Raw genomic sequence first — 22,805 nt, forward strand, 5'->3', positions numbered from 1 at the left:
AGGCTACTTCACGCGAGTACGACCTACGCCCGCCCCTCGCCGTACCCTGATGGGGACCGCACCGGGGCCGGCCGATGCAGCGCGACCGGCACGCCTTGCCCGAGCGCGCGGTCTGCGGCAGATCCGGACGCTCGGCACGATGCGCCCCTCGTACGCCCGCAGGAGCGGCTGCCGTACTGCCGAGATCCATCGAGGATCTGCGGCGGGCGCGAGTACAACCACCTCCGGAGCACCGCCCTCGGCGAGCGGCGCGGCGATCCGGTGGCCCTGATCCGAGTCGATGACGTGAACACGGCGGCAACGCCGCGGCACCCCCAGCGCGGCATGCCCCAGGCGAGGGTCCAGCGGCCGGCGTGCAAGGGCCCTTGTGCCCGGCCTGTGAAGAGACGTTGTTACACGGACGGGTCCCAGGCGATGAGCTGGTCGAAGATGCGGCGGTCGCCTTTTAGCTTCAGGGAATCCAGCGGTATGCGGTTGTAGAAGACCAGGACCAGGTCACTGGCCGTGCCCTGGGCGGAGGCGTCGGGGGCGTCCGGGCCCTCGCCGGCATCGGGCCTGGGCAGGCGGGCGGCCCGTGCGCCGTCCTGGGAGAGCCGAAGGCGCCAGGAGTGGCCCTCGGAGGCGTGGTATTCGACGACGGCGGGTTCGTGCGGCCAGGCGACCGTTGTTGAGCAGAGGGTGAACTGGCAGTCGTCAAAACCGTCGAGGGCGACCTCCTCCGGTAGCGGCTGCGGAACACCCACGGTGAGCTGGGCGTCGTACGTGTACACCGCGATCTCGTGAATTTGGCGCCGGGCCCAGGAGCCAGAGGTCTGCGGTGACTGCGAGTCACCCCACCACGTCCAACAATCGCGCTCCGGGCCGGCCTCGCGCAGCACGCTCGCCAGTTGCTCGATGGACTCGGTCCACCAGGCCAGCAGAGCGTCGCGTTCCCGAGGCGCGCCCGCGCCGCCCTCCCAGACAGACTTCTCCGGGGGACCGTCTGCAGGCCCTGCGGCGACGACGGCGGCTGCTTTGCGGCGGCCCATACCGACGTGTCGCACGAGATCGAACAGCGTCCGCTCGGGGTGGGTCGGCACCTGCATGTCGAGGCTGGGTGCCGCGGCGACCGCGGCGCGGAAGGCGGTCGACCGTTCGTCAATGAGCCGCAGCTGCTCAGAGAACGTCAAAGTCTTTTGCACTCCGGCTTTCTACCAGTGTGCTCCGACAACCGGACAGCGATTTTCGCAGCCGACGCCGCGGGCGCCGCAGCACTGGCGAGCCAGGGATCCGCCTGCCGTGACCTGCGCCGTCACGATGGAAAAGGCTCAACGATCACATGCCGTACCAAGGCCGACGCCAGCCAGAGCCACCGCCATGTCGCCTCGACCGGCCGCTGGCTTGGCCGCCGAAAGGGTGTACCGCCGGAAAATCCTTAACGGGCTGATCAACGAATACTCCAGGTGGCGTAGCTCCGACTGACCTTCCGAGCGATACAGGCTTCGGGAGGGTACGGCGGCAGTGGGGCCATACGGCCAGCCGTGGTCACGGAATCAATACACGTGAGCGGTGTAAGCCCTGCCTGGGGGTCTGTCCGCGCGGGACGACCACGGATCGGAAAGTTAGGAGGATCACAAGCCGCCTGACCTGAGGGATACAGGTCAGGCGGCTTGATCGATGGGCGGCCAAGGCAGCCCGGCGACCTCGCCTACGGGAGCCCACGGAGGCTCGCCAGCCCGCGGCAGGGCGTGCTCGGCGGGCCAGAGCGATGCCAGAGAGATGCCAGAGAGTTGCGGCTCCGACGGGCACTGAGTGTCAGTCGATTTCGGGCAGGATCAGCGCGGTGAAGGCGATGAGGGTCAGGCCGAGCCAGCCGAGCGAGACCCTGGGGGCCCGGACACCGATCGCTTCGAGCGCGAGGGCGATGGTGCCGAGGATGTAGAGGAATAGCGAGAGGGTCACGGCGGGCCTCCGGGCTTGGTGATGGACAGTGGTGAATCAGCGGACCACTACCCAGTGCGGAGCCTCGGCAACCTTCAAGATCTCAGCCAGCCAGTCCTCGACCGACGAGTCGAAGCTGTGGCTTCGCCCGTGGTGGACCGGACCCGGGAAGGATTTGGTCGGGCCGACCCTGCCGCCGGAGGTAGGTCCGGCAGGTGGGCTTCAAGCTGACGAGGGCCGAGGACGGCTCTGGCAGCCTGTTCTCGACCCTCGTGGGCCGATCCGGCGTACAGAAAGGCGACGTTGACCCTTGTTTTTACGTCGCCAACGGCTGTAGTCCCGCGTCCGGCGAGTTCCCACGACCGGGGAAGTGGTCGGACGCCGTTCGAAAATGTTGTTGACGGCCGGCCGATCAGAACCGTTTTGGAGAGTCGGCGGACGTCGCGGGCGGCTATCCCTGGTTGACGACTTGACCGGAAGAGGCCGGTGACCGGCTCGGTGGTGTGGATGGCCCGCGTGTCACCGGGGCGTTCGTCGAGTGGACAAAGTCTGCCAGGGGCGGTTATGGGCTGCTTGCCACTGAGGATCTCCGGGACCTCGACCAGGAGGGGGCGGGACGGATCTTTCCGATGTTGGCGCCGGAGATGCGGGCCGGAGATGCGTACCCTGGCTTCCCTGGGGACCCCCAGTGTTCCATCTCTTGTCGCAACGCGGCGGAATTGAAGGGTTAGCCGAATGGGGTACACCGGGCGGATCGTGGTCGCGCGTTCGGGTCGGCCGCTGTCGGAGTTGGCAGCGGTGCGGGGCGTGGACGCCCTGGAGGAGAGGGTCTTCGCAAACGGCTGGCGGTCGGCCACCCTGGACGGCGATGCCCGGGGTGCACTTCGGGGATTGGTGACCGAGACCGGGGCGCCTGCGCTGTCGGCCTATGTCATGGACAGCGACCTGGCGGATGTAGAGGCGCTCACGCCGGCCGGAGTCTCGTGGCATGCCTACCTCCACGAGCGGACGGCGATCGAATATGGTGCACCGCCGATGGAACAGCCGCTCGACGAGGTGGTCCGGAGGGCGCTTTCCTGGTCCGCCGAAGCGCACCTCACATCGTCCGAGAGTGCCATCGGCGCAGCGTTCGACGCACAGAACGTGTTCGTGGAGGACACCCTGGAAAAACTGCTCAACGCCCTGGGTATCACGCCGGCTCCATCCGGCGGATCGCAGGAAGGTCAACCAGCCGCAGTTCCCGCCCGGATCGTTGACCGCCGTCCGGAGGTCACGGCGTAGGAAGGTGCCGGCCATTGTCTGCCCGAACAACCTGGGTCAAGTCTCCTGTATTCCGGCTGGGAAGAGCATTGGGTCGGCGCTCATCGCCGCCACGACCTGCGAAAGGCTGGCACCTGAGGTCGGCTTGACCTGGCGACCTTCGCGAGACTAGGACGGGGCGGGACATGGATCAGGGCACCCGCGACGAGATGCTCGGCCGCCTGGCCGAGGCAGTCCGGTCCGTCACGGTCGCACACCCGACGCGGGTGGCCGTCGATGGACCGCCCGCTGCCGGCAAGACCACCCTCGCCGACGAGTTGGCCGTCGTCCTGCGCGAACAGGGCCGCGACGTCATTCGCGCGACGATCGACGATTTTCTCTTCCCCCGGGCGCAGCGCTATCCGCGCGGAGAGTTCTCGGCCGAAGGCTGCTACTTCGATGCCCACGACTACGACGCGTTGAACCGGGTTCTGCTCGACCCGCTCGGCCCGGGCGGAGATCGACGTTTCCAACACGCGGTCTACGACCGCACCGCGGATACTGCGCTGTCCCCGCCGGTCACGACTGCCACCGCCGACGCCGTGCTGGTCTTCGACGGCGTCTTCCTCCTGCGCCCGGAATTGATTGTTCGATGGGATCTGCGCATCTTCGTGTCGACCGCGCTCGAGAAGACCGTGGATCGTGCCGTGATCCGAGAGCGCAGGGTGTCATCTCGCGCCGAAGTCGAACGGCGCTGGCGTGAACGTTACATACCCTCCCAAGAGTTCTACTTCGCCACGGTCCGCCCGACCCATCACGCCAACATCGTCGTGCACAACGACGAGCCCCATCAGCCGGTCTGGGAGACCCAAACACGTTGACCGCACCTAACTCGGTAGATCCGGTCATCTCGGAGGTGTGTCGGCCGGCCCCGTGAAGCCGTCGGGGAGGCGAGAGCTGTCGCCGAGCTGGTCCGGCGTCGACACCCGTGGCTACGACGCCGGGAAGGAAGTCAACGGTCGCATCGTGACCGGCACCCGTACCCGCGATCGTTTCCCGTTCATCCAGAGACCCCCCCCGGCAGGTCTGATCTCCGCATAGGCTCAGGTCCTTAGTGGATCAACACCCAGCGGAGTTTGACACGCATGCTCAAAAGACTCTTTTCCGCCGGCCTCGTCGCCGTCGGTCTGATCCTCGTCGTCCCGGCCACACCGGCGTCGGCCGCGCAGATCTCCGGGCCGCTCGAGCCGCAGACCGGCACGGTCCGGGGCGTCTTCACCGACCGATCCGGCAACCCGATCGTCCACGCGTCGATTTCCACCAGCAGCCTGACCTACAACCACTGGCAGCGTTCGGCCTACACGGACGCGCAGGGGCGCTACGAGATGGATGACGTGCCGGCCGGCCCGGTCACGGTCCGATTCTCGGACGGCACCATCTCGCAGTACGCCCCCGGCAAGCCGAACGCGGACGACGCCCAGCGCTACACCGTGGTGCCGGGCCTGGCCACGGTGGTCGACGAGCGGCAGGTACCGACCGGCACGGTCCAGGGCCGGCTCACCGACCAGGCCGGCAGCCCGGTGGCGCAGGCGTCGGTCTATCTCGACGCCGAGCCGTACTCCTATTTCGCGCCGGGCGCCACGACCGACGCCGACGGCCGCTACTCCATCACGCACGTGCCGGCCGGCGAGGTCACCCTGCAGTTCGTGAAGTTTCCGTTCCGCGTGTGGGCACACCAGGAGCACGGCCAGGCCGCCGCCAAGAGGTTCACCCTGCGCGGCAACCAGACGCTGACCGTGGATGAAAGCCTCCTGCCGACCGGCACCCTGACCGGGCTGATCACCGACGCGGAGGGCAACCCGGCCCAGACCAGCGTCGTGGCATACGAGGTCGACGGCGACGGCAACTACAACACCAGCACCGGGGCGGACGGTCGGTTCTCGCTTACCGTGCCCGCCGGGCGCTGGCGGGTCTCGCTCAACGCCCGCCAATGGGTGCCCGGGAAGATCGACGAGGCGGCGGGCAAGATCTTCCGGATCGCCGTGGGGCAGTCCGTCGAGGTGAACGACTCGCTCCGGCCGACCGGTGCGCTCCGTGTCGAGTTGCGGGACGGCAGCACCAGGGTCGACCAGTACTCGTTTGCCCTCTGGCATGGCGGCACGAAGGTCGCGTTCGCGAACGGCACAAACGTTGGCTCCCGTACCTTCGAGGACCTCCTGCCGGGCGACTACCTGTTCAGCTACGACGATTACTTCGCGCCCGGCACGCTCCGGATCGAGGACGCCGTCCCGGTCAAGGTCCGGGCCGGACGGACCAGGACGCTGGAGGTGACGCACCCGGCTCGGTCCACGCTCTCGGGCCGGGTGACCCTGCCCACCGGGGAGCCGGCGCCCGCGCTCTCCGTGCAGGCCGACGTGATCGCTGAGGGCGTGCACCAGCGCCACACCGTCCAGACGGGTACGGACGGCGAGTGGCAGATGACCGGTGTGTTCCCGGAGTCGTACCGGATCACGCTCACCAACTCGTCCCGTGAGCTCTCCCAGGACGGCGGTGAGGTAACCGTGGCAGCGGGCGGTTCCGCGTCGGTGAACTCGACGTGGCACACCGGTGGCTCGCTCGTCGTCAGCGCGGTGGACGCCACCACGGGTGCCCCGGTCGGCAACTACTGCGTCGCGGTGGTCGCGAAGTTCGACGACTTCTGCACCCAGGGCTCGACGGTGACCGTAGCGGGACTCGCCGCAGGCCCGACCTTGGTCACGCTGAACATGCTGGACGGCAGCGACTACCTCGGCAAGAAGGACGTGCCGGTCACCATCCCGGCCGCCGGGCGGGCCACGCTGACCATCCCGGTCGAGATCGGCGGCCGGTTCAACGCGCGAGTGGTCGACCGTGCGACGGGGACGACGGCGGGTGAGAGCGTGTGCTTCTACGCCGTACCGCCGGGTGCGGGTGGCACCAGCGAGCGCGCATCCGCCTGCACCAACAAGCAGGGCATGGGCACCAGCGGCACTCTGGCGCCGGGCACCTACCAACTGTTCGTCAAGCCGCCGGACGGCAGCGCGTACGGGGCGCAGTGGTTCACCCCGGAGGGCGGCACCGGCGACCAGAGGCAGGCTGCCAAGATCAATATCAAGGCGGGCAAGACCACTCGGCTCGGCACGATCCAGTTGGACCCCGCAGGGTCGGTCACCGGCGTGGTGCGCGACCCGGACGGCCAGCCGGTGGAGCACGTCGAGGTCGGGGTCACGGCCTTCGAGATCCCCCGGTCGGAACTCTTCCCCGAGGGCACGGACAACGAGGGCGGATACACGGTCGGGAACCTCGGGCCGTACGCGTGGCCCCTGCTCTTCACACCGATCGCCGATCTGCCGCGGCAGTGGTCCGGCGCGACCGGCAACCGGTTCCAGGCCGAGACGGTGCCGGTCACCAGCGGCGCGACCAGTACCTATGACGCCACGCTGTCGGCGGGTGCCAAGGTCACTGGAACGGTTACCATCGCACCCGGCGACACCGCCTGGAGCGGCGGCCGGCTGAAGGCACGCGGCGTGAACACCGGCGACCTACTCGCCGTCGGTGACGTGGCAGGTCAGGGCGGCACCTACGAATTCCGGGTGATCGGCGGTGGCCCGGTCAACCTGGAGTGGTACCTGGCCGACCCGGTGACCAAGTCGACCGGCTGGCACGACGGCAACCCGGTGCGGGTGCCCGCGAACGGCCGCGAGCAGCTTGACCTGACCATCGGCTGAGCCGTGGGGCCGGGCCGGCGACCGCCGTCGCCGGCCCGCCTCCGCTCCGGACCAACGCCCGTCGGGGCGAACTCCGGGGGATTCGGCTACTTCTCGCCACGACCTGCTTCAGGGGTCGGTTCGACCGCAAACTGTTGTCCGGAGGCGGCCAGGGCTGCCATCAGGTCGGGAAACTCGTGTGGCGACTTGGAGAACAGCGCTTGGAAGACCGGGCGGCGGGAGACCGCGACGGCGATTCGCTGCCACCCTTGATCGTGATGCGGGTCCGGAAACCGCTTGGCCACCCGGTTTGCATGGTCAATCGCCCCGGCCATCACGTCGGCCACCAGCAGCGCTCGATCACGGTTAGGGTCGTCGTCGGCGAGGGGACGGCCTTCCAGCACGTACGACCGGAGTTCAGGATGCTCGAAGATCATCATTAGGGCCTGGTCGTACCGCTCGCTCGCGGAGTTCAGCGCCTCATACCGTCCCATCAGGTTGGTGATTTGCGTCTGCTCCCGCAACTTGCTGGTCTGCCGCGCGAGCAGGAGCAGGGAGACCACTACCGCAACCGCGCTTACCGACTCCGCAATGTCCCCGAGCATGGCTCTCCCCGCAGTCGTCGTCTCCCTTCAGGATAGGAATCGGCCTCAAGAACGTGGCGGTCGCCGGGCTCCGGCGAGGCCCCGGGTGGGCTGTGCCGGCAGCATCGGCGCCGGCACAGCCCACCGTGATTTGCTCGCATCGCCTGTGTCCCGAACGGTTTCACGAACGAGATCCACGGCCGTGGGACGGACCTAGCGCTGCCGTGTGAGCAGTCCTGGCCGGTAGGGCAGGAGTCCGTAGTCGCCGCCGGAGCTGGGGGATCGTCCCTGGTAGAGCAACTGCAGGTTGCAGGGATCGACGGTCATGGTCTGATCGGCGTTGCTGCGGATCAGTTCGCCGTGGCTGATGTCGTTGGTCCAGGTGGCGCCGCTGTTGGCCTTGCCGGCGAAGGGATTGTTCTCGGTCGCGGCCTGCGGGGTCCACGAACCGCCGAGACTGGTGGCGGTGAACGAGCGGAAGTAGCGACCCTGCGAGCCGATGGCCTCGACGAGCATGAGGTATTGGTTCTGGCCCTGGATCTTGTAGACCTGAACCGCTTCGAACAGGTTGTTCGTCGTGTCGCTCATGATCACCGTCGAGGTGGAGCCGAAGCTGCCCGGGAAGTTTCCGATGGGCATGCTGGCGCGGTAGATCTTGCCGTTGTCCCCGGCGAGGAACAGGTACATGTTCGTGCTCGTTTCGTCCCGGGTGTCGGTCGGGTAGGTGAGGGCATGGATCGCAACGTGGTCAAGGTGGTGCTCGCCGCTTGGGAACGACCCGACTTCCGGGCTGGCCTGCGGCACCTGATCGACCTTGACGAGGTGACGTCTCTGCTTGCCGCGCTGGCCGTCGACGATCACGACGACGAGGTGCGGCATCGGGCGATGGAGCTGCTGCGGTCGGCGCTGGAGACAGCGGAGATCCGTGGTGCGGTCCTGCTGCTGATAGAGACCGACGACATCCGGCGCAGCCTCGCGGACGCGATCTCGGACAACCTTACCGACCGCCCGGGTCTTGCGTCGTCGATCCGTGCGGCTCTGGACGATCCCGCTGTCCGCGCCGAGATCCGCGACGCCCTCGAGTCGCAGGGGTTGCGGACACTGGTGTGGAAGGTGGCGGAGGATGAGTTCCGCGGCCGTCGACTGACGCTGGTCGGGGAGGCGACGTTGCTGTTCCTCCGGCACCGGCCCGCCCGCCGGCTGGTTTGGGCGCTGAAGCGGCACGGCGTCATCCGAGAGTTGCGCCGCGGGCCGGCATCTGCCTGATCGGGCACGGCAACCGTCATCCGCGCACGCGGTGCTCTGGCTGCTGGTCGATGACGACCGTCGGCGTGTCGGCGGGGGGGCATCACCATGATCGGTCCTTGACCGCCGCAACGTAGCGGCAGGGCGGCCCCTGATGGGTCGCTCCGACACGAACCAGTGCTGCGAGGCCGGTGCGGGTTCATGTTCGACTGTGGTCAATTGTTCGGGTGACGGGGAGCGGAGGCGACGAGGCTCCGGCCGCGGAGCTGCTGCCGGCGTCCACCGCGTCGTGGGGGCCCGGCGTGGACAAACGGCCGAACAGCCTCATGCGCCTGGCCGACGGCGGATACGTCGGGTACGACGGCCTGATCGTCGCCACCGGGGTTCGTCCTCGTCGGCTGCCCGGTCGGGGCGGCCACGTGCTGCGGACCCTGCACGACGCCGTCGAGCTGCGCAAACGTCTCGGGCCGGGCCGGGCCGGCGCCTGGCCGTGGTCGGTGCGGGATTTCTGGCCGGGCACTACGCGACGCTGAGCCCCGAGCAGGAACGGGCACTGGCGCTCTGTGCGCGACTCCAGAGGACAATGGGCAGCACAGCGAAGAGAATGCTCGCGAGCCCGAGAAGGCTGATGGCCGCGGCGACGCCGGTCACATCGGCGATCAGCCCGGCGAGGGCGGCGCCGAGTCCGTGCGCGGTGAGGTTCGTGGACGCCGCGATGCCCATTCCACGGGCCCTTTGGTCGGCGGTGAGCAGTTCCGCGAACGTGGACACCGAGATGACGATGAGCACCGCCCACGCGGCGCCGCTGAGACCGAAGACCAGCATGATCAGGTACGGGTTGTCCAGCGTCACGACGGCCAGCAGCGGCAGACCGGGTGCGATGCACGCCACCGGGAACGCCTTCGGGTACTGGGCCGCGGTGACGTATGTGGCGAAGAGCCACAGGACCACCACGGCGAACAGTCCGGCCGAGGCCATGAACAGTCCGACCCACCGGGGGCTGAGGCCCACCTCGGCGGCGAGCGCCACGGCGAGCGCCTCCGGGGCGATGAGGAACAGGGCTGAGAAGGTCATCAGGAAGATCGCGCGCAGGGCCGGCGAGTGCCAGACCAGGCGGAACGTCGATGAGACGGCCGTCCGCTCGCCGGCCGCTGCGGCGGCCGGGCGGTGTCGGACGAACAGTAGGACGATGATCGCCGACACCGCGAAGGTGATGCCGTCGATGATCAGACAGGTGGTGGGGGCGAAGGCGGTGGCGAGGAAACCACCGGAGGCGAATCCCGCCAGCGTCGCGCCCTGGTTCAACGACTGCCGCAGTGCCATTCCGGCGCCGTACTGCTCCTGCGGCAGGATGTCGCGCAGCAGCGCGAGGCGAGCGGCCTGGTAGGGGCCGCTCAGCAAGGCCGACGTCGCCACCAGGGCGCACAGCAGCGGCAGCGGGGCACCGGGAACCGCCATGGCAAGGACGACCACCGCCCGGATCGCGTCGATCACCACCAGAACCTCACGGCGGGGCCGACGGTCGGCCACCGACGAGAGCAGGATCCCGCCCACGACGGTGGGCAGGTACGTCAGCGCGTAGGTCAGCCCGCTGAGCCCGGCGGATCCGGTACGTCCGAAGACCAGCAGGGCCAACGCAACCCGGGCGAGTTGGTCTCCGAGCACCGACAGCAACTCGGTCACGGCGATGGCGCGGAACTCTCGATTGCGCAGCAGCGTTCTCATGGCGCGGCGTCCCTTCCGGTCCGGGTCCCGGTTCGACACGATGTCGCCCAGACACTGCCACCGCGCACTGAATCGCCTCTTCCTTTACGGAGGGCTCCGGGTTCAGTGCCTGTCAACTCGTCGATGGTTGGCTATGCCTCAGCGCTGATGACCCTGAGGAGGTGGCCATGAAGAAGCTCACGCCGTACTGGTGATCCGAAGGTGCCAGCAGGCTGCCCGAGATGGCACGCCTACGTACGGGCAGCCCTGGTGACGGCCGGCGGAAGTCTCTTCGGGGGACACCGCCGGCCGGTCCCCTGGGGCAGAACGCCGACGGCCCCTCGGCCTTCCGTTCGAGGAGCCTTGCCGCCCGGGAGCACCGGGTGAATCAGCAACGGCGCCAGCCAGCGAGCACACGATGAACGCTGGGCCCAGGATCCTGGTGGTGGCGCGTGGACGTTGAGGAGCGCGTGCTCCCAGGTCTGCGCCTGGCTCGGATGATCCTGCTAAAATCCCCGTCATGGGTACGCTGGTTCTCTAGTACGGGACGCCGCGTTGAGTCTTCTCCGCGGCGGGTCCTACGCGCGCCCGGCGAAGAGGCCGTTGTAGGCGCGAGGTCCCCGTACATTCGTGCGCGTCCTCAGGGAGCGCATGTACCGCGACCGCTGGCGTTATCGCCCGCAGATCGCGAAGAGGAGCCCTGTGATGACTCATAGTTCTCGTTCCCCATCCCCGGCCCGGCTACCAACGAGTGCCACCACAAGCCGCCCGCACCGCGTCTGCGCGATCCGTGGCGGCGCCGTCCGGTTCGCCGAACGCACCGTACTCAGCGGTGTGGACCTTGTCGTGGGAGCTTCTGAGCGGATTGCGGTGATCGGCGACAACGGCGCCGGCAAGTCGACACTTCTCGGCGTCATCGCGGGAACCGTCAGCCTGACCGCTGGCGAACGACTGGTCGAGTTGCCCGGTGGGTTCGCGCTCGCCGAACAACGGCCCGACTTCCCGCCCGACGCGACGGTCGCCGGAGCGCTCGACGAGCTGCTCGCTGACGTACACCGGATCGAGTCCGAGATACAGGAAACCGCCGAAAGAGTTGCCCACGCGGAGGTTGACGAGCAACCCGCCTTCCTCGATCGGCTGAGCGCGGCGATGGATCGTTTCGAGGCGAGGGACGGGTACCACCTCGACCAAAGGGTGGACGCGGCGCTCGACCAGCTCGGACTCGGCGGGCTCGACCGTGCTCGGCCTGTCAGGTCGCTCTCCGGTGGCGAGCGTGCGCGGCTCGCCCTCGCGGCGGCGATGTCGTCGGAGGCGGAGCTGCTGCTGCTCGACGAGCCGACGAACGATCTTGATGACGCAGGCATCGCCTGGCTCGAAGATCGCCTTTCGAGACACCGAGGTGCCCTCGTGGTGGTGACACACGACCGCGTCTTCCTCGACAGGTTCGCCACGGCCCTCATCCGCGTCGAGGACGGCGCCCTGCGGCGTTACGGCGACAGCTATACGGGCTACCTCGCCGCACGTGAAGCCGAGCGACGGCGGCTACTGGAGGAGCACGAGGAATGGCGGCAGGAGTTGGTACGCAACGAAGCACTCATCGCCGCCAACGCATTCCGCCTCGATTCGACCCCACAGAAGCGGGAGCGGGCCATCTTCGGTCACGCCGCGTTCCGCGCGCGCAGCCGCGACCACGGTGCGATGCGACGGATCGGGATGGCGAAGGGGCGCGTTGCGCGCCTTCGCGCCAACCCGGCACCGCGGCCAGCGGACCCGCTCCGCTTCCTGGCACCGTTCACCGGTGATGGACCGCCGGAGGCCGGCGACGACTCCGGCGCGGGGGCGCTGCTGCTCGCGGCGGACGCAGTGCGTCTCGGCGTCGACGGAAGAGGGCCGCGGCTCACACTCGACTCGCTGGAAGTCCGGGCGGGGGAGCGATGGCTCATCTCGGGGCCGAACGGTGCGGGCAAGACGACGCTACTCCGGCTGCTCGCAGGCGAACTCACCCCACATCAGGGCACGGTCTGGCGTAGTCCCGACATCCGCGCGGCGTGGTTGCGTCAGGATCTCGCGACCGGCTCCCGAAAGACCCTCCTCGATGCCTTCGCAGACGCGATCGACGCGTACCACGACGACGCCGCGCAGTCACTGCTCAGGCTGGGCCTGTTCCACCCCGACGACCTGGCCCGGAGGCTCACCGAGATGTCGATCGGGCAACGCAGACGGTACGAGGTCGCCGTCGCGGTTACGGCGCCAAGTGACATTCTGTTGCTCGATGAGCCTACGAATCACCTGAACCCGGAACTCGTCGAGCAATTGGAGCACGCCCTGCTCGACTATCCGGGTGCTGTGCTCACCGTGACTCATGACCGACGCTGGCGTGAACGCGCGACAACCGCCGGCCACCTGCGCAGAATCCACGTGTTGCCCGGAGGGGACGTCTCGGCGATGCCGTCGACAGGCTGAACCCGGATCGGGTGCCACAGCATCGACCGGGGGCCTGGCCGGCGGGCGTCGAGACCGGCCCGCCCACCGTTGTCCGATCGCTGTGGACCACAGCGTGACCGAACAGGGACGGCAGGTCGGCCAGGGCCTCCGGCTGACTGGGCCCTCGCCGTGAATCCGGTCGGTCGTGGCTTGGCGATCGGATTCACGGCGGCCCTCCCGATCGAGCCCGGTGGTCGCCACTCGTGGCGATCCCTGGGCCCGACCCCGTTCATGTGCTCGATATGCCTTCCGAAGACCCCGACTGCCTCAGCAGACCTGGATCGCGTCGGCCTTGTCGTTGTTGGCGTCGCCCACGTAGGTGCTCTGCCTCGGCGACGGCTCCGACCAGATCCACTGCGGGGAGCTGCCCACGTAGTTGTAGACGACCGAGACCGCCCCGCCGGTCTGGTTGTTGTGCCAGGAGCTGGCCTGGTCCCGGAACCCGTAGTTCGGCAGATACTCGCTGATGCAATCGGTGAACGTGAGCCGGCGACCGTCGAAGTTGGAGTGCTCGTACAGGCAGGTCCAGCCCCTCGCGCAGTTGGCGGTGCCGAGCGGCGCGATCTTCTCGCCCGGAGCGAGGGCGGCCCTGGAACCGGGCTGCGGGATGGTCAGCACCACACGCCCACCCCGCCAGGCGATCTCGTTCGTTGAGATCTGCGTGCCGCCGTAGGCCTTGATGTGGGCGCTGATGTCCGATTGCAGCTTGACCTCGGCACTGGACATGCCGGCCTGCGGTGCCGCCGACGCTGCCGATGCTCCGGCGGTGATGGCGAAGAGCCCAGTGATCAGGACGACCAGCAGGCGCGCGGCGATCGGTCTGCGGGTGCGGTTCGGGATCGGTGTCATGGCGTCCTCCAGCGAAGTGATGTGGATGGAGCGGATCCGACCGGGCGGTGGCTGTGTCCACCGGTCCGGCCGCAACTCCTGGTCTGAGGATTTCGAACATCACTAAGCGCTTTCGTAACCATTCGCTATGTCGCCGACATACTCGACGCCCACTCGGTGTGACCAGATCATGGCTCCGCCACGGCCATGTCGATCGCGCAACCGGTGTCTCCCGATCGCGCACCAGCGCAGGCACTGGTCAGCGAGGTCATCGATATTCGCCTCAGGACCGCACGTCAGTGAACCGACAGCAGCGGTGATGGTGCATAGCCGGTCCGGCCAGGGAAGTCCTGCCCGGACCCGGGACCCTTCCGGCAACTCCCTGGGGCGGTTCCTGTGGGTCCGTGCGTCGCTGGTCCCGCTGTAGCGGGGGTTGGTCCGGGCACCGAGATCGGGGACCGTCCGGGGGCCGGGCCCGACGGTGCCGGCGCTCAGAACCAGGTGGGCATGCGGGGCACGTACGGCTCCTCCAGCGAGCGGATCTCCTCCTCGCTGAGCTGGATGTCGAGCGAGGCCACGGCGTCGGCCAGGTGGTGGGGCTTGGTGGCGCCCACGATCGGTGCCGAGACGACGGGGTTCTTCAGCACCCAGGCCATGGCGACCTGCGCCATGGGTACGTCGCGGGCCTCGGCGATCCGTTGCACGGTGTCGACGATGGCTTGGTCGCTGTCGAGGAACAGTGGCCGGCCCTTGGGGTCGACGACGGGGTAGTCCTTCCCGCGGCGGGTGGAGGGCTGCTCTCCCCAGGGACGGGCGACCCAGCCTGCCGCCAGGGGGCTCCAGGGGATGCTTCCCACGCCTTGCGCGGCGAGCAGGCCGAACATCTCCCGCTCTTCCTCGCGGTGTATCAGGCTGTACTGGTCCTGCATGGACACGAACCGGGTCCACCCGCCCGTGTCTGCGGCGTGCTGCATCGTGGCGAACTGCCATGCCCACATCGACGAGGCTCCGATGTAGCGGGCCTTGCCGGCCTTGACCACGTCGTGCAGGGCCTCCATCGTCTCCTCGACCGGTGTCTCGGGGTCGAAGCGGTGGATCTGGTACAGGTCGATGTAGTCGGTGTCCAGGCGCCTGAGGGACGCGTCGATCTGTTCCATCACCGCTTTGCGGGACAGGCCCGATCCACCGGGGCCCGGGTGCATCGGCTGGAACAGCTTGGTGGCCAGCACGATGTCGTCGCGCTGGACGTACTTCTTCAGAGCGCGTCCGACGATCTCCTCCGAGGTGCCCAGGCCGTAGATGTTCGCGGTGTCCCAGAACGTGATGCCCAGATCGACAGCCTGCTCGAAGATCGGCTCGGCCTGTTCATCATCCAGCACCCACGGCATGCGCTTGGCGGGGTCGCCGAAGCTCATGCAGCCCAGGGCGATGCGGCTGACCTTCAGTCCCGACGATCCGAGGCGGGTGTATTGCACGATTCACGTCCTTCTCTCCAATTTCGGGCCTCGCAGCCCGACATGGCGGGGGTTTGGGGGCTGATCAGCGTTCGAGGAGGCGCATGCCGGCCTCGTCATGGGTGTTGCCCGACGCGGGCGTCAGGTTGTTCAACTGCTCGATCTGGCCGCGTGTCAGTTTCACGGCGTCGGCGGCGGTGTTCTCCTCGACGCGGACGACGCGCTTGGTGCCGGGGATCGGGGCGATATCGTCGCCCTGGGCGAGCAGCCAGGCCAAGGCGACCTGGGCGGGGGTGGCACCGGCCTGGTCGGCGACGGTTTGGACCTCGTCGGCGACACGCAGGTTGCGCTGGAAGTTCTCGCCGGTGAACCGGGGGTTGTCCTTGCGCCAGTCGGTGTCGTCGAACTCGGCGGTGGAGCGGATCTTTCCGGTGAGGAATCCGTGTCCCAGCGGCGAGTAGGGCACCAAACCGATGTTGAGCTCGCGCAGCACAGGGAGAACGCGTGCCTCCGGGTCCCTGGTCCACAGGGAGTACTCGGTCTGGACGGCGGCGACCGGGTGGACGGCGTGAGCCCGGCGAATCGTCTCCGGACCGGCCTCCGAGAGGCCGATCTGGCGGATCTTGCCCTCGGTGATCAGCTCGGCCAGTGCCCCGATGGTCTCCTCGATCGGGACCTGGGGGTCGACACGGTGCTGGTAGTACAGGTCGATGTAGTCGGTGCTCAGCCGATTCAGAGAGCCTTCGACGGCGGTACGGATGCTGGCCGGGCTGCTGTCGAGCTGCCCGGAGGGACGGCCGGTGTGGGAGAGGAAACCGAACTTCGTCGCCAGGACCACCTCCTCGCGGCGTCCCTTGAGAGCCTGACCGACCAGTACCTCGTTGGTGTAGGGGCCGTAGACCTCGGCTGTGTCGAGGAACGTGACACCCAGGTCCAGGGCCCGGTGAATGGTGCGGATCGACTCGGCCTCGTCGGTCCCGGAGCCGGTGTAACCGTGGGACATACCCATTGCACCCAGACCAATGCGGGAAACATTCAGGTCACCGAGCGTTATGTGTTGCACAGTGTTGCTCCATTTCAACTCGGGACACGATGGGGTCTTGCACTCGACACCGACTTTCGTTGTACTCCGGTACCCGTGAGCCGGGGGACGTACGGCCGCAGGTCGGTGTGATCCCACCCTCGTCCGAACTCGGCGCAGGTGGCAGGCCGCGCCGTTCGGGGTAATGACAGGGCTCCCCAGGGTGCTGCCCGGCCGGTCAGCACGATGTGACACTGGAGTCATGGCAGCTGAGCGCACCTCCGGCAGCGGCGAGAGCAGCGGCATGGAGCTGGGCCGGTTCCTGCGGGCCCGCCGCACCCAGACCAGCCCGGAGCAGGTCGGCCTCAGCGTCGGTGCCGGACTGCGCCGCACCCCGGGGCTACGTCGGGAGGAACTGGCGACCCTGTCCGGAATCAGCATCGACTACTACGTACGCCTGGAACGCGGCAAGGAGACCCATCCCAGTCCCTCCGTCCTCGACGCCCTCGCCCGCGCCCTGCAGCTGGACGATCAGGAGCACCACCACCTGCGGGAGCTGGCCGCCCGAGCCGCCCGTTACGCGCCCGAGCCGCCGCCCGCCCCCAGCCGAACCGTGCGCCCCCACCTCAAGGTGCTGCTGGACTCGATACGCCCCAACCCGGCCTACATCATCAGCCGCAGTATGGAGATCGTCGCGTGGAACCCCGGCGGCCTCGCGCTGTACGCGGGTCTGGGCGACTGGCCCGCCAGGCAGCGCAACCTCGCGCGCTACCTTTTCCTGCACCCCGCCGCCCGCATACTGTTCCCCGACTGGGACAACCAGGTCCGAACGTGCGTATCCCGGCTGCGCGCCGTCGCCGGCACCGCGCCCGACGCCCCCGACCTGACCAACCTCGTCGGCGAACTCCTCCTCAAGAGCCCCGACTTCGCCAGGCTCTGGGAGCGCTACGACGTGACCGGCCGCAAGATCGTGCAGAAGACTTTCCAGCACCCTCACGTCGGCACGATCACCCTCACCGGCCAGTCCATGCAGTTGGAGGGCACACCGGGCCAGCGCCTCAGTGTGTACGTCGCCGAACCCGGCACCCCCGACCACGACGCCCTGCTGCTGCTCGACCTGACCGCACCGCTGCCGGCCACACCCGCACCGGCGCCGGATCCAGAACCTGATCGTGCCAAGCCCCGAGGCGATTCCCAGGCGCCGTGACAGGTCGGCGGTCCCGGATCTGATCGGCGGCGTCGTGCAAGGGGGTACGGACAGGGACCCCCTCTGCGCCGGGCGAGCCGCCTAGCCTGGGGTATGGACAACCGAAGTGAGGTCCGAGCGTTCCTCAGCTCACGCCGGGCGAAGGTCAGCCCGGAGCAGGCAGGCATCCCCCCGTACGGCAACCGCAGGGTCGCCGGGTTGCGCCGTGGCGAGGTCGCCGCGCTCGCCGGGGTGAGCGTCGAGTACTACACCCGCCTGGAGCGCGGCAACCTTGCGGGGGCCTCCGAGAGCGTCCTGGACGCCGTCGCCCGCGCGCTGCAGCTCGACGACACCGAGACCGCGCACCTGCACCATCTGGCCCGCGCCGCCGGCCCGGCATCGGCACGTACCCGCGCTCGCCGTGAGAAGGCGCCCGAGATCCGGCCCGCGGTCCGCCGGGTGCTGGATTCGATGACCGGCGTGCCCGCGTTCCTGCGCAACCACCGCTTCGACATCCTCGCCGCGAACCCGCTGGGCATGGCGCTCTACGCACCCATGTTCGCGACGAGCACGACGCTGCCGACAAATTCGATGCGGTTCAACTTTCTGGATCCGCACGCCCGGGTGTTCTATCCGGAGTGGGCGCAGATGGCCCGCTTTGCCGTTGCCGCGCTGCGCATCGCCGCCGCCCGGAACCCGGACGACCGGCACCTGATGAACCTGATCGGCGAGCTGTCCATGCGCAGCGAGCCCTTCCGTGCCTGGTGGGCTGCTCAGGACGTCTACGTGCACCGTAACGGCACGAAGCGTTTCCGTCATCCGGCGGTCGGCGAGCTGGATCTGGCCTACGAAGCGCTCGAAGTCCCCGGCGACGGGGCACTGACCATCGTGACCTACTCCGCCGAGCCGGGGACGCCGTCGGGCGATGGCCTCGAACTGCTCGCCACCTGGGCGGCTACCCAGGAGAACGCCATGCCCCGTGCCCCGCGGTGACGTGCTGTTTCAGCGGGTGGGCAGGCCGGCGCGGCGCAGCCAGGCCGCGACGGCGGGCTCGGCGTCGGCGACTTCCTCTCCGCGTACGGCCAGGCCCTCGCCGAGCGTCGCGCCGGGGCAGGACGCCGCGTAGTCGCGTTCGGTGGTGCCGAGACCGCTCATCGCGTACGTGGTGAGCGGGTGGACGGTCTTGCCGGTGAAATCGAGGCCCTCGACGAACGTTGTCATGATCATGGGTGCTCGGACGTTCCAGATCGGGCTGCCCAGCACCACCGTGTCGTAGCGTTCGATCGAGGTCAGCGGGTTGGCGATCTCCGGCCGAGAATCCGACTCCTGCTCCCGTACGTTGCGCGCGACCGTCGGTTCATAGTCGTCGGGATACGGGTCAGCAGCCTCGATGCGGTGCACGTCGCAGCCGGTCAGGCGGCCGATCATGCGTGCCACGACCTCCGTGTTGCCGACCTCCAGACGCCGACGACCGCCGTTGAAGTAGTTCTCTCCCGCCCGGGAGAAGTACACCAACAGCATCGCGTCCCCCACGGCAGACGGCGGAACGGGGGCGCCTCCCGATGCGCTGCCGGTCGCCGGAGTGGCTCCGGGCGAGTCGACAGGGGAGTCGGTGCAGGCGCTCGACAGCGTGCCGGCCGCGGTCCCGGCGGCGCCGAGTAGCGCGCTTCGAAGGATCGCGCGACGCGAGTGCGTTTTCATCGTCTCACCACCTTTTTTCGGATTTGCCGCCACCGGTACGGATGCGGCCCATGGTCAGGGCTCGGCAGGTTCGTCGTCGCGGTCCAGGACTGCCCGGCACGAGCGTCGAGGAACACGAACCGGGCGTGGTTGGGTGCGCCGGACTGCTCGTGGAGCGGTGCGAACACGGGACGGCCCGGCCAAGTGCGTTGGCGGCCAGCAGAGCGGGCCCCGCCCACCCAGCCCGCCCGTCCGGTGTGTCATGGCATCCGTGCTTCGACTCCGGTCCCGGCGAGGACCGGGGCCGGTAGTCGTTCGCCCCGGATCTCGATCGCGTTCAGGGCGGTGGTGAACTCCCGCAGATCGTCGCCGGTGAAAGTGACTTCTTCGGTGCCGATGTTCTCCAGCAGGTGCGAGGTCCGGGTGGCGGTCGGGATCGGGACGATCCACGGCTTCTGGGCCTGCAACCACGCCAGCGACAACTGCGCCGGCGTCGCCCCCTTACGCACCGCCCAGTCGTTCAGCAACTGCACCACCGCCATGTTGGCCGGCATGTTCTCGCGTGAATGACGGGGCACCATCGCCCGGAAATCACCCTCGGTGAACCGGGTGTACGGGTTGATGGTGCCGGTGGTGAACCCGTACGCCAGCGGTGCCCAGCACACGAACCCGATGCCGAGTTCCTCGCACGTCGGCAGAACCTGCTCCTCGGGCCCACGCCACATCAGGTTGTACTCGTTCTGGATCGCCGTCAGCGGCTGCACCGCATGCGCGCGGCGGATCGTCTGCAGACCCGGCTCCGACAGCCCCCAGTGTCGGACCTTACCGGCCGTGATCAGCTCCCTGACCGCGCCCGCGACGTCCTCGATCGGCACCTGCGGATCGACGCGGTGCTGGTACAGCAGGTCGATGTGGTCGGTCCGCAGACGTTGCAGCATGCCGTCGACGGCCTGCCGGACGTGGTCGGGCCGACTGTTGAGGCCACCGCGTTCGCCTGTGTCCTGGTTGACGTCGAACCCGAACTTCGACGCGATCACCACCTGGTCGCGGACCGGTTGGAGGGCTTCGCCGAGGATCCGCTCCGACTCCAACGGCCCGTACACCTCTGCGGTGTCGAACAGGGTCACGCCCTGGTCGACGGCGGTACGGATGATGGTGACCATGTTCTCGCGGCTGCTGACCGGCCCGTACAGATTTCCCGGCATCGTCTGGCAGCCCAGCCCGATGCCGGAAACCTCCAGCGAACCCAACCTCCGGCGCGCTCCCAGCGTGATCGCCGTCGTCGCGGTGTCTCCACCCCCGGCCGCCGGTGCGGCACTCGACCGGGTCCCGGCCGTCTGCTCGCCCGAGGTGCACCCTGCCACCCCGGCGACCAGAGGGGTCGCGGCAATGCCGGCCGCACCCAGCAAGAACCTGCGGCGGCTGTTGTTGTCAGACATTCGGCACCTTCTCGTTCTCAGCGATATGGGCGTGACTTCCCATCCATGCAACCCGTACCGCTCACGGCCAGGGAGCCACTGCTGAAAGGAGTAAGGACAGGGACCCTTTGACAGGTTTAGAAATCGACGTCATACAGCTGAGCTCGTACCCCTGATGTCAAAGCCCCGCGGTCCACTCTCACCTAAGGGCTTTTTCTTTCGGCGGACTTTCGATCCGTTTTGGTGATATCTGCCGGCGGGTGCCCGACGGCGTCGGCGTGGCCGCCGGGCGCCCGCCTGTTGCTGCTCGGGCCGAGGTGTCTCGGCGGTGGCGGGTGCGCTGCGGGTCACCGTTGTGGTGGGGCGTTCAGCGGGCCGGGAACCGCAGGATGCGGTCGTCGTCAGGGCCAGGGGTTGAACGGTGGCGGTGGATCCTCACCGCTGCAGTCGACGGCCGGTAACCACAGCACGAAGGTGCTGCCTACCCCGAGACGCGAGAAGGCCGCCACCTGACCGCCGTGCGACTCGACGATCTGCCGGACGATCGCCAGGCCAAGGCCGGTACGCCGTTCCCGCAGGGCCGAGCCGTTGTTGCCGGGTACACCCCGCCAGAAGCGGTCGAACACGCGGGACAGGTCCTCCGGGGCGATACCCGGCCCCTCATCGGCGACCGCGAGCCACAACCACGACCCACGGCGACCGGTCGCAACGGTCACCGTCGAGGACGCAGGTGCCAGCCGTACGGCGTTGGACAGGAGGTTCCCCGCCGCCCTGCGTAGGGCGTCAGGATCACCGATGAGATGCAGTTCCTCGTCACCGACCTGACGCAGATGCAGCGGACGATCGGTGACGAAGGACTCCTCGGCGGCCTCGCGAGCGAGGATCGCCAGGTCGACGTCTGTGTCGGCCAGCGCATCGGTGTCGCGGCGCGCGGTGGCGAGCAGATCCTCGACGAGCAGCGACATCCGCGTCGTAGCCCGGTCGACGACCGCGATGGCCCGTTCGCGTTCCTCGGCCGAGGCACCGGGCAGGGTCAGGGAGGCATCGATATGGGTACGGATGATGGCCAGCGGGCTGCGCAGCTCGTGCGAGGTGTCGTCGATCAACTGCCGCTGCGCCTGAAACGCGTTGTCGACCCGATCCAGCATCGAGTCGATGGTGTCCGCGAGGTCGCGCAGTTCGTCACGCGGCCCGGCCAACTGGATTCGCCGGGACAGGTCGGTCGCCTGGATCTCGCGCGCGGTCCTCGCGATCGCCCCGACCGGCCTCAGTGCCCGCCCGGACAGCACCCAGCCGATTCCGAGGCTGGCGACGAAGAGCCCGCCGACGGCGATCAGCGAATATTTCCGTAGCGTCTGCAGGGTGTTGAAGTTGACCGCAGCCTCGATCTCACTGACCTCGGCGACGGTCGTGGTACGGACGTACTGGCGGCTGTCGCTGTAGACCTTTGCCGTCCGCTGGGTGATCGGCTGCGGCGAGGTGGTCTGGGCCACCGCCACGTAGGTGATGACCAGGGCACCACCGGCGAGCGCGAAGAGCAGTGTCGAATACGCCACGGTCAACCGGAACCGGATCGACCGGAACACCTCGGGGCCCTTCACCGCACCGCCTCGCGCAGCCGGTAACCACGGCCGACGACCGTCTCGATCGCGCCCTGCCCGAGCTTGCGGCGCAACGTGCCGACGGTGACCCGTACGGTCTGGGTGAACGGATCAGCGTTGGCGTCCCACACGTGCTCGAGCAACTCCTCGCTCGACACCACGTGGCCGGGACGGATCATCAGATACTCCAGGACACCGAACTCCTTGCGCGTCAATCCCAACCGCTCGTCGCCCCGCGTCACCAGATGCCGGGCCGAGTCGAGGACGAGGTCCCCGACGACCAGTCGCGCCGACGTGCCGGCCGTGTCCCGGCGCAGCAGCGCCCGTACCCGGGCGAGCAGCTCTGCCAGGGCGAAGGGCTTCACCAGATAGTCGTCGGCGCCCTCGTCGAGACCGCGTACCCGATCGTCGAGACCGCCCCGTGCCGTCAGCATCAGTACCCGCAGATCACCCCTACCCGGAGTGCTGACCTCGCCCCGGCGTACCGAACGGCACAGGGTGAACCCGTCACCGTCGGGCAGGTTGACGTCGAGCAGCATCAGGTCGTACTCGTTGACGGTCAGCCGGTCGTACGCCTGGGCGGCGTCGCCGGCGACGTCGACCGCGTACCCGGTCCTGGTCAGTCCCAGCCGTAGACCCTCGGCCAGGTCTTCCTCGTCCTCCACCACCAGTAACCGCATGTGTAAACCGTATTTCTCCCGATTCAAGGGTTTTAC

At 68.3% G+C, this 22,805-nt stretch carries 19 protein-coding genes and 1 pseudogene; 8 read left to right on the top strand and 12 right to left on the bottom strand.

All coding sequences use genetic code 11. The features are described from left to right. Positions 1-392 precede the first annotated feature (392 nt). Positions 393-1,169 (bottom strand): maleylpyruvate isomerase N-terminal domain-containing protein, encoded by a 777-nt coding sequence (locus OIE47_RS27075; RefSeq protein ID WP_326557324.1) that lies wholly within the window; start codon positions 1,167-1,169, stop codon positions 393-395. A gap of 625 nt (positions 1,170-1,794) precedes the next feature. Next, positions 1,795-1,941, bottom strand: coding sequence for a hypothetical protein (locus OIE47_RS27080; RefSeq protein ID WP_326557325.1), 147 nt, complete (start codon positions 1,939-1,941; stop codon positions 1,795-1,797). A gap of 786 nt (positions 1,942-2,727) precedes the next feature. Between OIE47_RS27080 and OIE47_RS27085 the strand changes: the two genes are divergently transcribed. The 3 genes from OIE47_RS27085 to OIE47_RS27095 all read left to right on the top strand — a co-directional run bounded on the left by OIE47_RS27085 (position 2,728) and on the right by OIE47_RS27095 (position 6,905). Further along, positions 2,728-3,201, top strand: a complete 474-nt coding sequence (locus OIE47_RS27085) for a hypothetical protein (protein WP_326557326.1) — start codon at positions 2,728-2,730, stop codon at positions 3,199-3,201. A 164-nt stretch (positions 3,202-3,365) separates the two neighbouring features. Beyond that, positions 3,366-4,040, top strand: coding sequence for a cytidylate kinase family protein (locus tag OIE47_RS27090; RefSeq protein WP_326557327.1), 675 nt, complete (start codon positions 3,366-3,368; stop codon positions 4,038-4,040). A gap of 264 nt (positions 4,041-4,304) precedes the next feature. Then, a complete protein-coding gene (locus OIE47_RS27095) occupies positions 4,305-6,905 on the top strand; it encodes a carboxypeptidase-like regulatory domain-containing protein (protein WP_326557328.1) in 2,601 nt (866 codons plus the stop codon). Between the two features lie 86 nt (positions 6,906-6,991). On the opposite strand, the gene OIE47_RS27100 is transcribed toward OIE47_RS27095, so the two are convergent. Further along, complete coding sequence (locus OIE47_RS27100; protein WP_326557329.1) at positions 6,992-7,489, bottom strand: hypothetical protein; 498 nt, start codon at positions 7,487-7,489, stop codon at positions 6,992-6,994. A gap of 192 nt (positions 7,490-7,681) precedes the next feature. Further along, positions 7,682-8,158, bottom strand: a pseudogene (locus tag OIE47_RS27105) (non-reducing end alpha-L-arabinofuranosidase family hydrolase); the annotation flags it as partial. A gap of 42 nt (positions 8,159-8,200) precedes the next feature. Between OIE47_RS27105 and OIE47_RS27110 the strand changes: the two are divergent. After that, positions 8,201-8,734, top strand: a complete 534-nt coding sequence (locus tag OIE47_RS27110; protein WP_326557330.1) for a hypothetical protein — start codon at positions 8,201-8,203, stop codon at positions 8,732-8,734. Between the two features lie 206 nt (positions 8,735-8,940). Further along, complete coding sequence (locus OIE47_RS27115) at positions 8,941-9,246, top strand: hypothetical protein (protein ID WP_326557331.1); 306 nt, start codon at positions 8,941-8,943, stop codon at positions 9,244-9,246. Here OIE47_RS27115 and OIE47_RS27120 read toward each other — a convergent pair. After that, the gene (locus OIE47_RS27120; RefSeq protein ID WP_326557332.1) at positions 9,233-10,438 is read right to left on the bottom strand and encodes an MFS transporter; all 1,206 of its coding nucleotides are present in this window, start codon (positions 10,436-10,438) and stop codon (positions 9,233-9,235) included. The genes OIE47_RS27115 and OIE47_RS27120 overlap by 14 nt on opposite strands. Positions 10,439-11,203: 765 nt before the next feature. On the opposite strand from OIE47_RS27120, the gene OIE47_RS27125 reads away from it, so the two are divergent. Beyond that, positions 11,204-12,880 carry an ABC-F family ATP-binding cassette domain-containing protein gene (locus tag OIE47_RS27125; RefSeq protein ID WP_442792189.1) on the top strand — a complete coding sequence of 559 codons (1,677 nt, stop codon included), beginning with the start codon at positions 11,204-11,206 and terminating at the stop codon, positions 12,878-12,880. Between the two features lie 288 nt (positions 12,881-13,168). On the opposite strand, the gene OIE47_RS27130 is transcribed toward OIE47_RS27125, so the two are convergent. The 3 genes from OIE47_RS27130 to OIE47_RS27140 all read right to left on the bottom strand — a co-directional run bounded on the left by OIE47_RS27130 (position 13,169) and on the right by OIE47_RS27140 (position 16,246). Then, positions 13,169-13,750 (bottom strand): peptidase inhibitor family I36 protein, encoded by a 582-nt coding sequence (locus OIE47_RS27130; RefSeq protein ID WP_326557334.1) that lies wholly within the window; start codon positions 13,748-13,750, stop codon positions 13,169-13,171. Positions 13,751-14,220: 470 nt separating this feature from the next. Next, a complete protein-coding gene (locus OIE47_RS27135; protein ID WP_326557335.1) occupies positions 14,221-15,204 on the bottom strand; it encodes an aldo/keto reductase in 984 nt (327 codons plus the stop codon). 64 nt (positions 15,205-15,268) lie between these two features. Then, positions 15,269-16,246, bottom strand: coding sequence for an aldo/keto reductase (locus OIE47_RS27140; RefSeq protein WP_326557336.1), 978 nt, complete (start codon positions 16,244-16,246; stop codon positions 15,269-15,271). 220 nt (positions 16,247-16,466) lie between these two features. On the opposite strand from OIE47_RS27140, the gene OIE47_RS27145 reads away from it, so the two are divergent. Continuing rightward, positions 16,467-17,411: a helix-turn-helix transcriptional regulator gene (locus OIE47_RS27145; RefSeq protein WP_326557337.1), complete on the top strand. Its 945-nt coding sequence runs from the start codon at positions 16,467-16,469 to the stop codon at positions 17,409-17,411. Positions 17,412-17,504: 93 nt separating this feature from the next. Further along, positions 17,505-18,383, top strand: a complete 879-nt coding sequence (locus OIE47_RS27150; protein ID WP_326557338.1) for a helix-turn-helix transcriptional regulator — start codon at positions 17,505-17,507, stop codon at positions 18,381-18,383. A 9-nt stretch (positions 18,384-18,392) separates the two neighbouring features. On the opposite strand, the gene OIE47_RS27155 is transcribed toward OIE47_RS27150, so the two are convergent. From OIE47_RS27155 to OIE47_RS27170, 4 genes are all read right to left on the bottom strand, one after another. After that, positions 18,393-19,091 (bottom strand): flavodoxin, encoded by a 699-nt coding sequence (locus OIE47_RS27155; protein WP_326557339.1) that lies wholly within the window; start codon positions 19,089-19,091, stop codon positions 18,393-18,395. A 239-nt stretch (positions 19,092-19,330) separates the two neighbouring features. Beyond that, positions 19,331-20,509, bottom strand: coding sequence for an aldo/keto reductase (locus tag OIE47_RS27160; protein ID WP_326557340.1), 1,179 nt, complete (start codon positions 20,507-20,509; stop codon positions 19,331-19,333). 380 nt (positions 20,510-20,889) lie between these two features. Beyond that, entirely contained in the window at positions 20,890-22,089 is a 1,200-nt protein-coding gene (locus tag OIE47_RS27165) for a sensor histidine kinase (RefSeq protein WP_326557341.1), read from the bottom strand. Then, positions 22,086-22,769 (bottom strand): response regulator transcription factor, encoded by a 684-nt coding sequence (locus tag OIE47_RS27170; protein WP_326557342.1) that lies wholly within the window; start codon positions 22,767-22,769, stop codon positions 22,086-22,088. Before OIE47_RS27170 ends, OIE47_RS27165 begins: the two co-directional genes overlap by 4 nt. Positions 22,770-22,805: the final 36 nt, after the last annotated feature.

Origin of the sequence: Micromonospora sp. NBC_01796 (genome assembly GCF_035917455.1) — a bacterium.
Lineage (GTDB): Bacteria > Actinomycetota > Actinomycetes > Mycobacteriales > Micromonosporaceae > Micromonospora_G.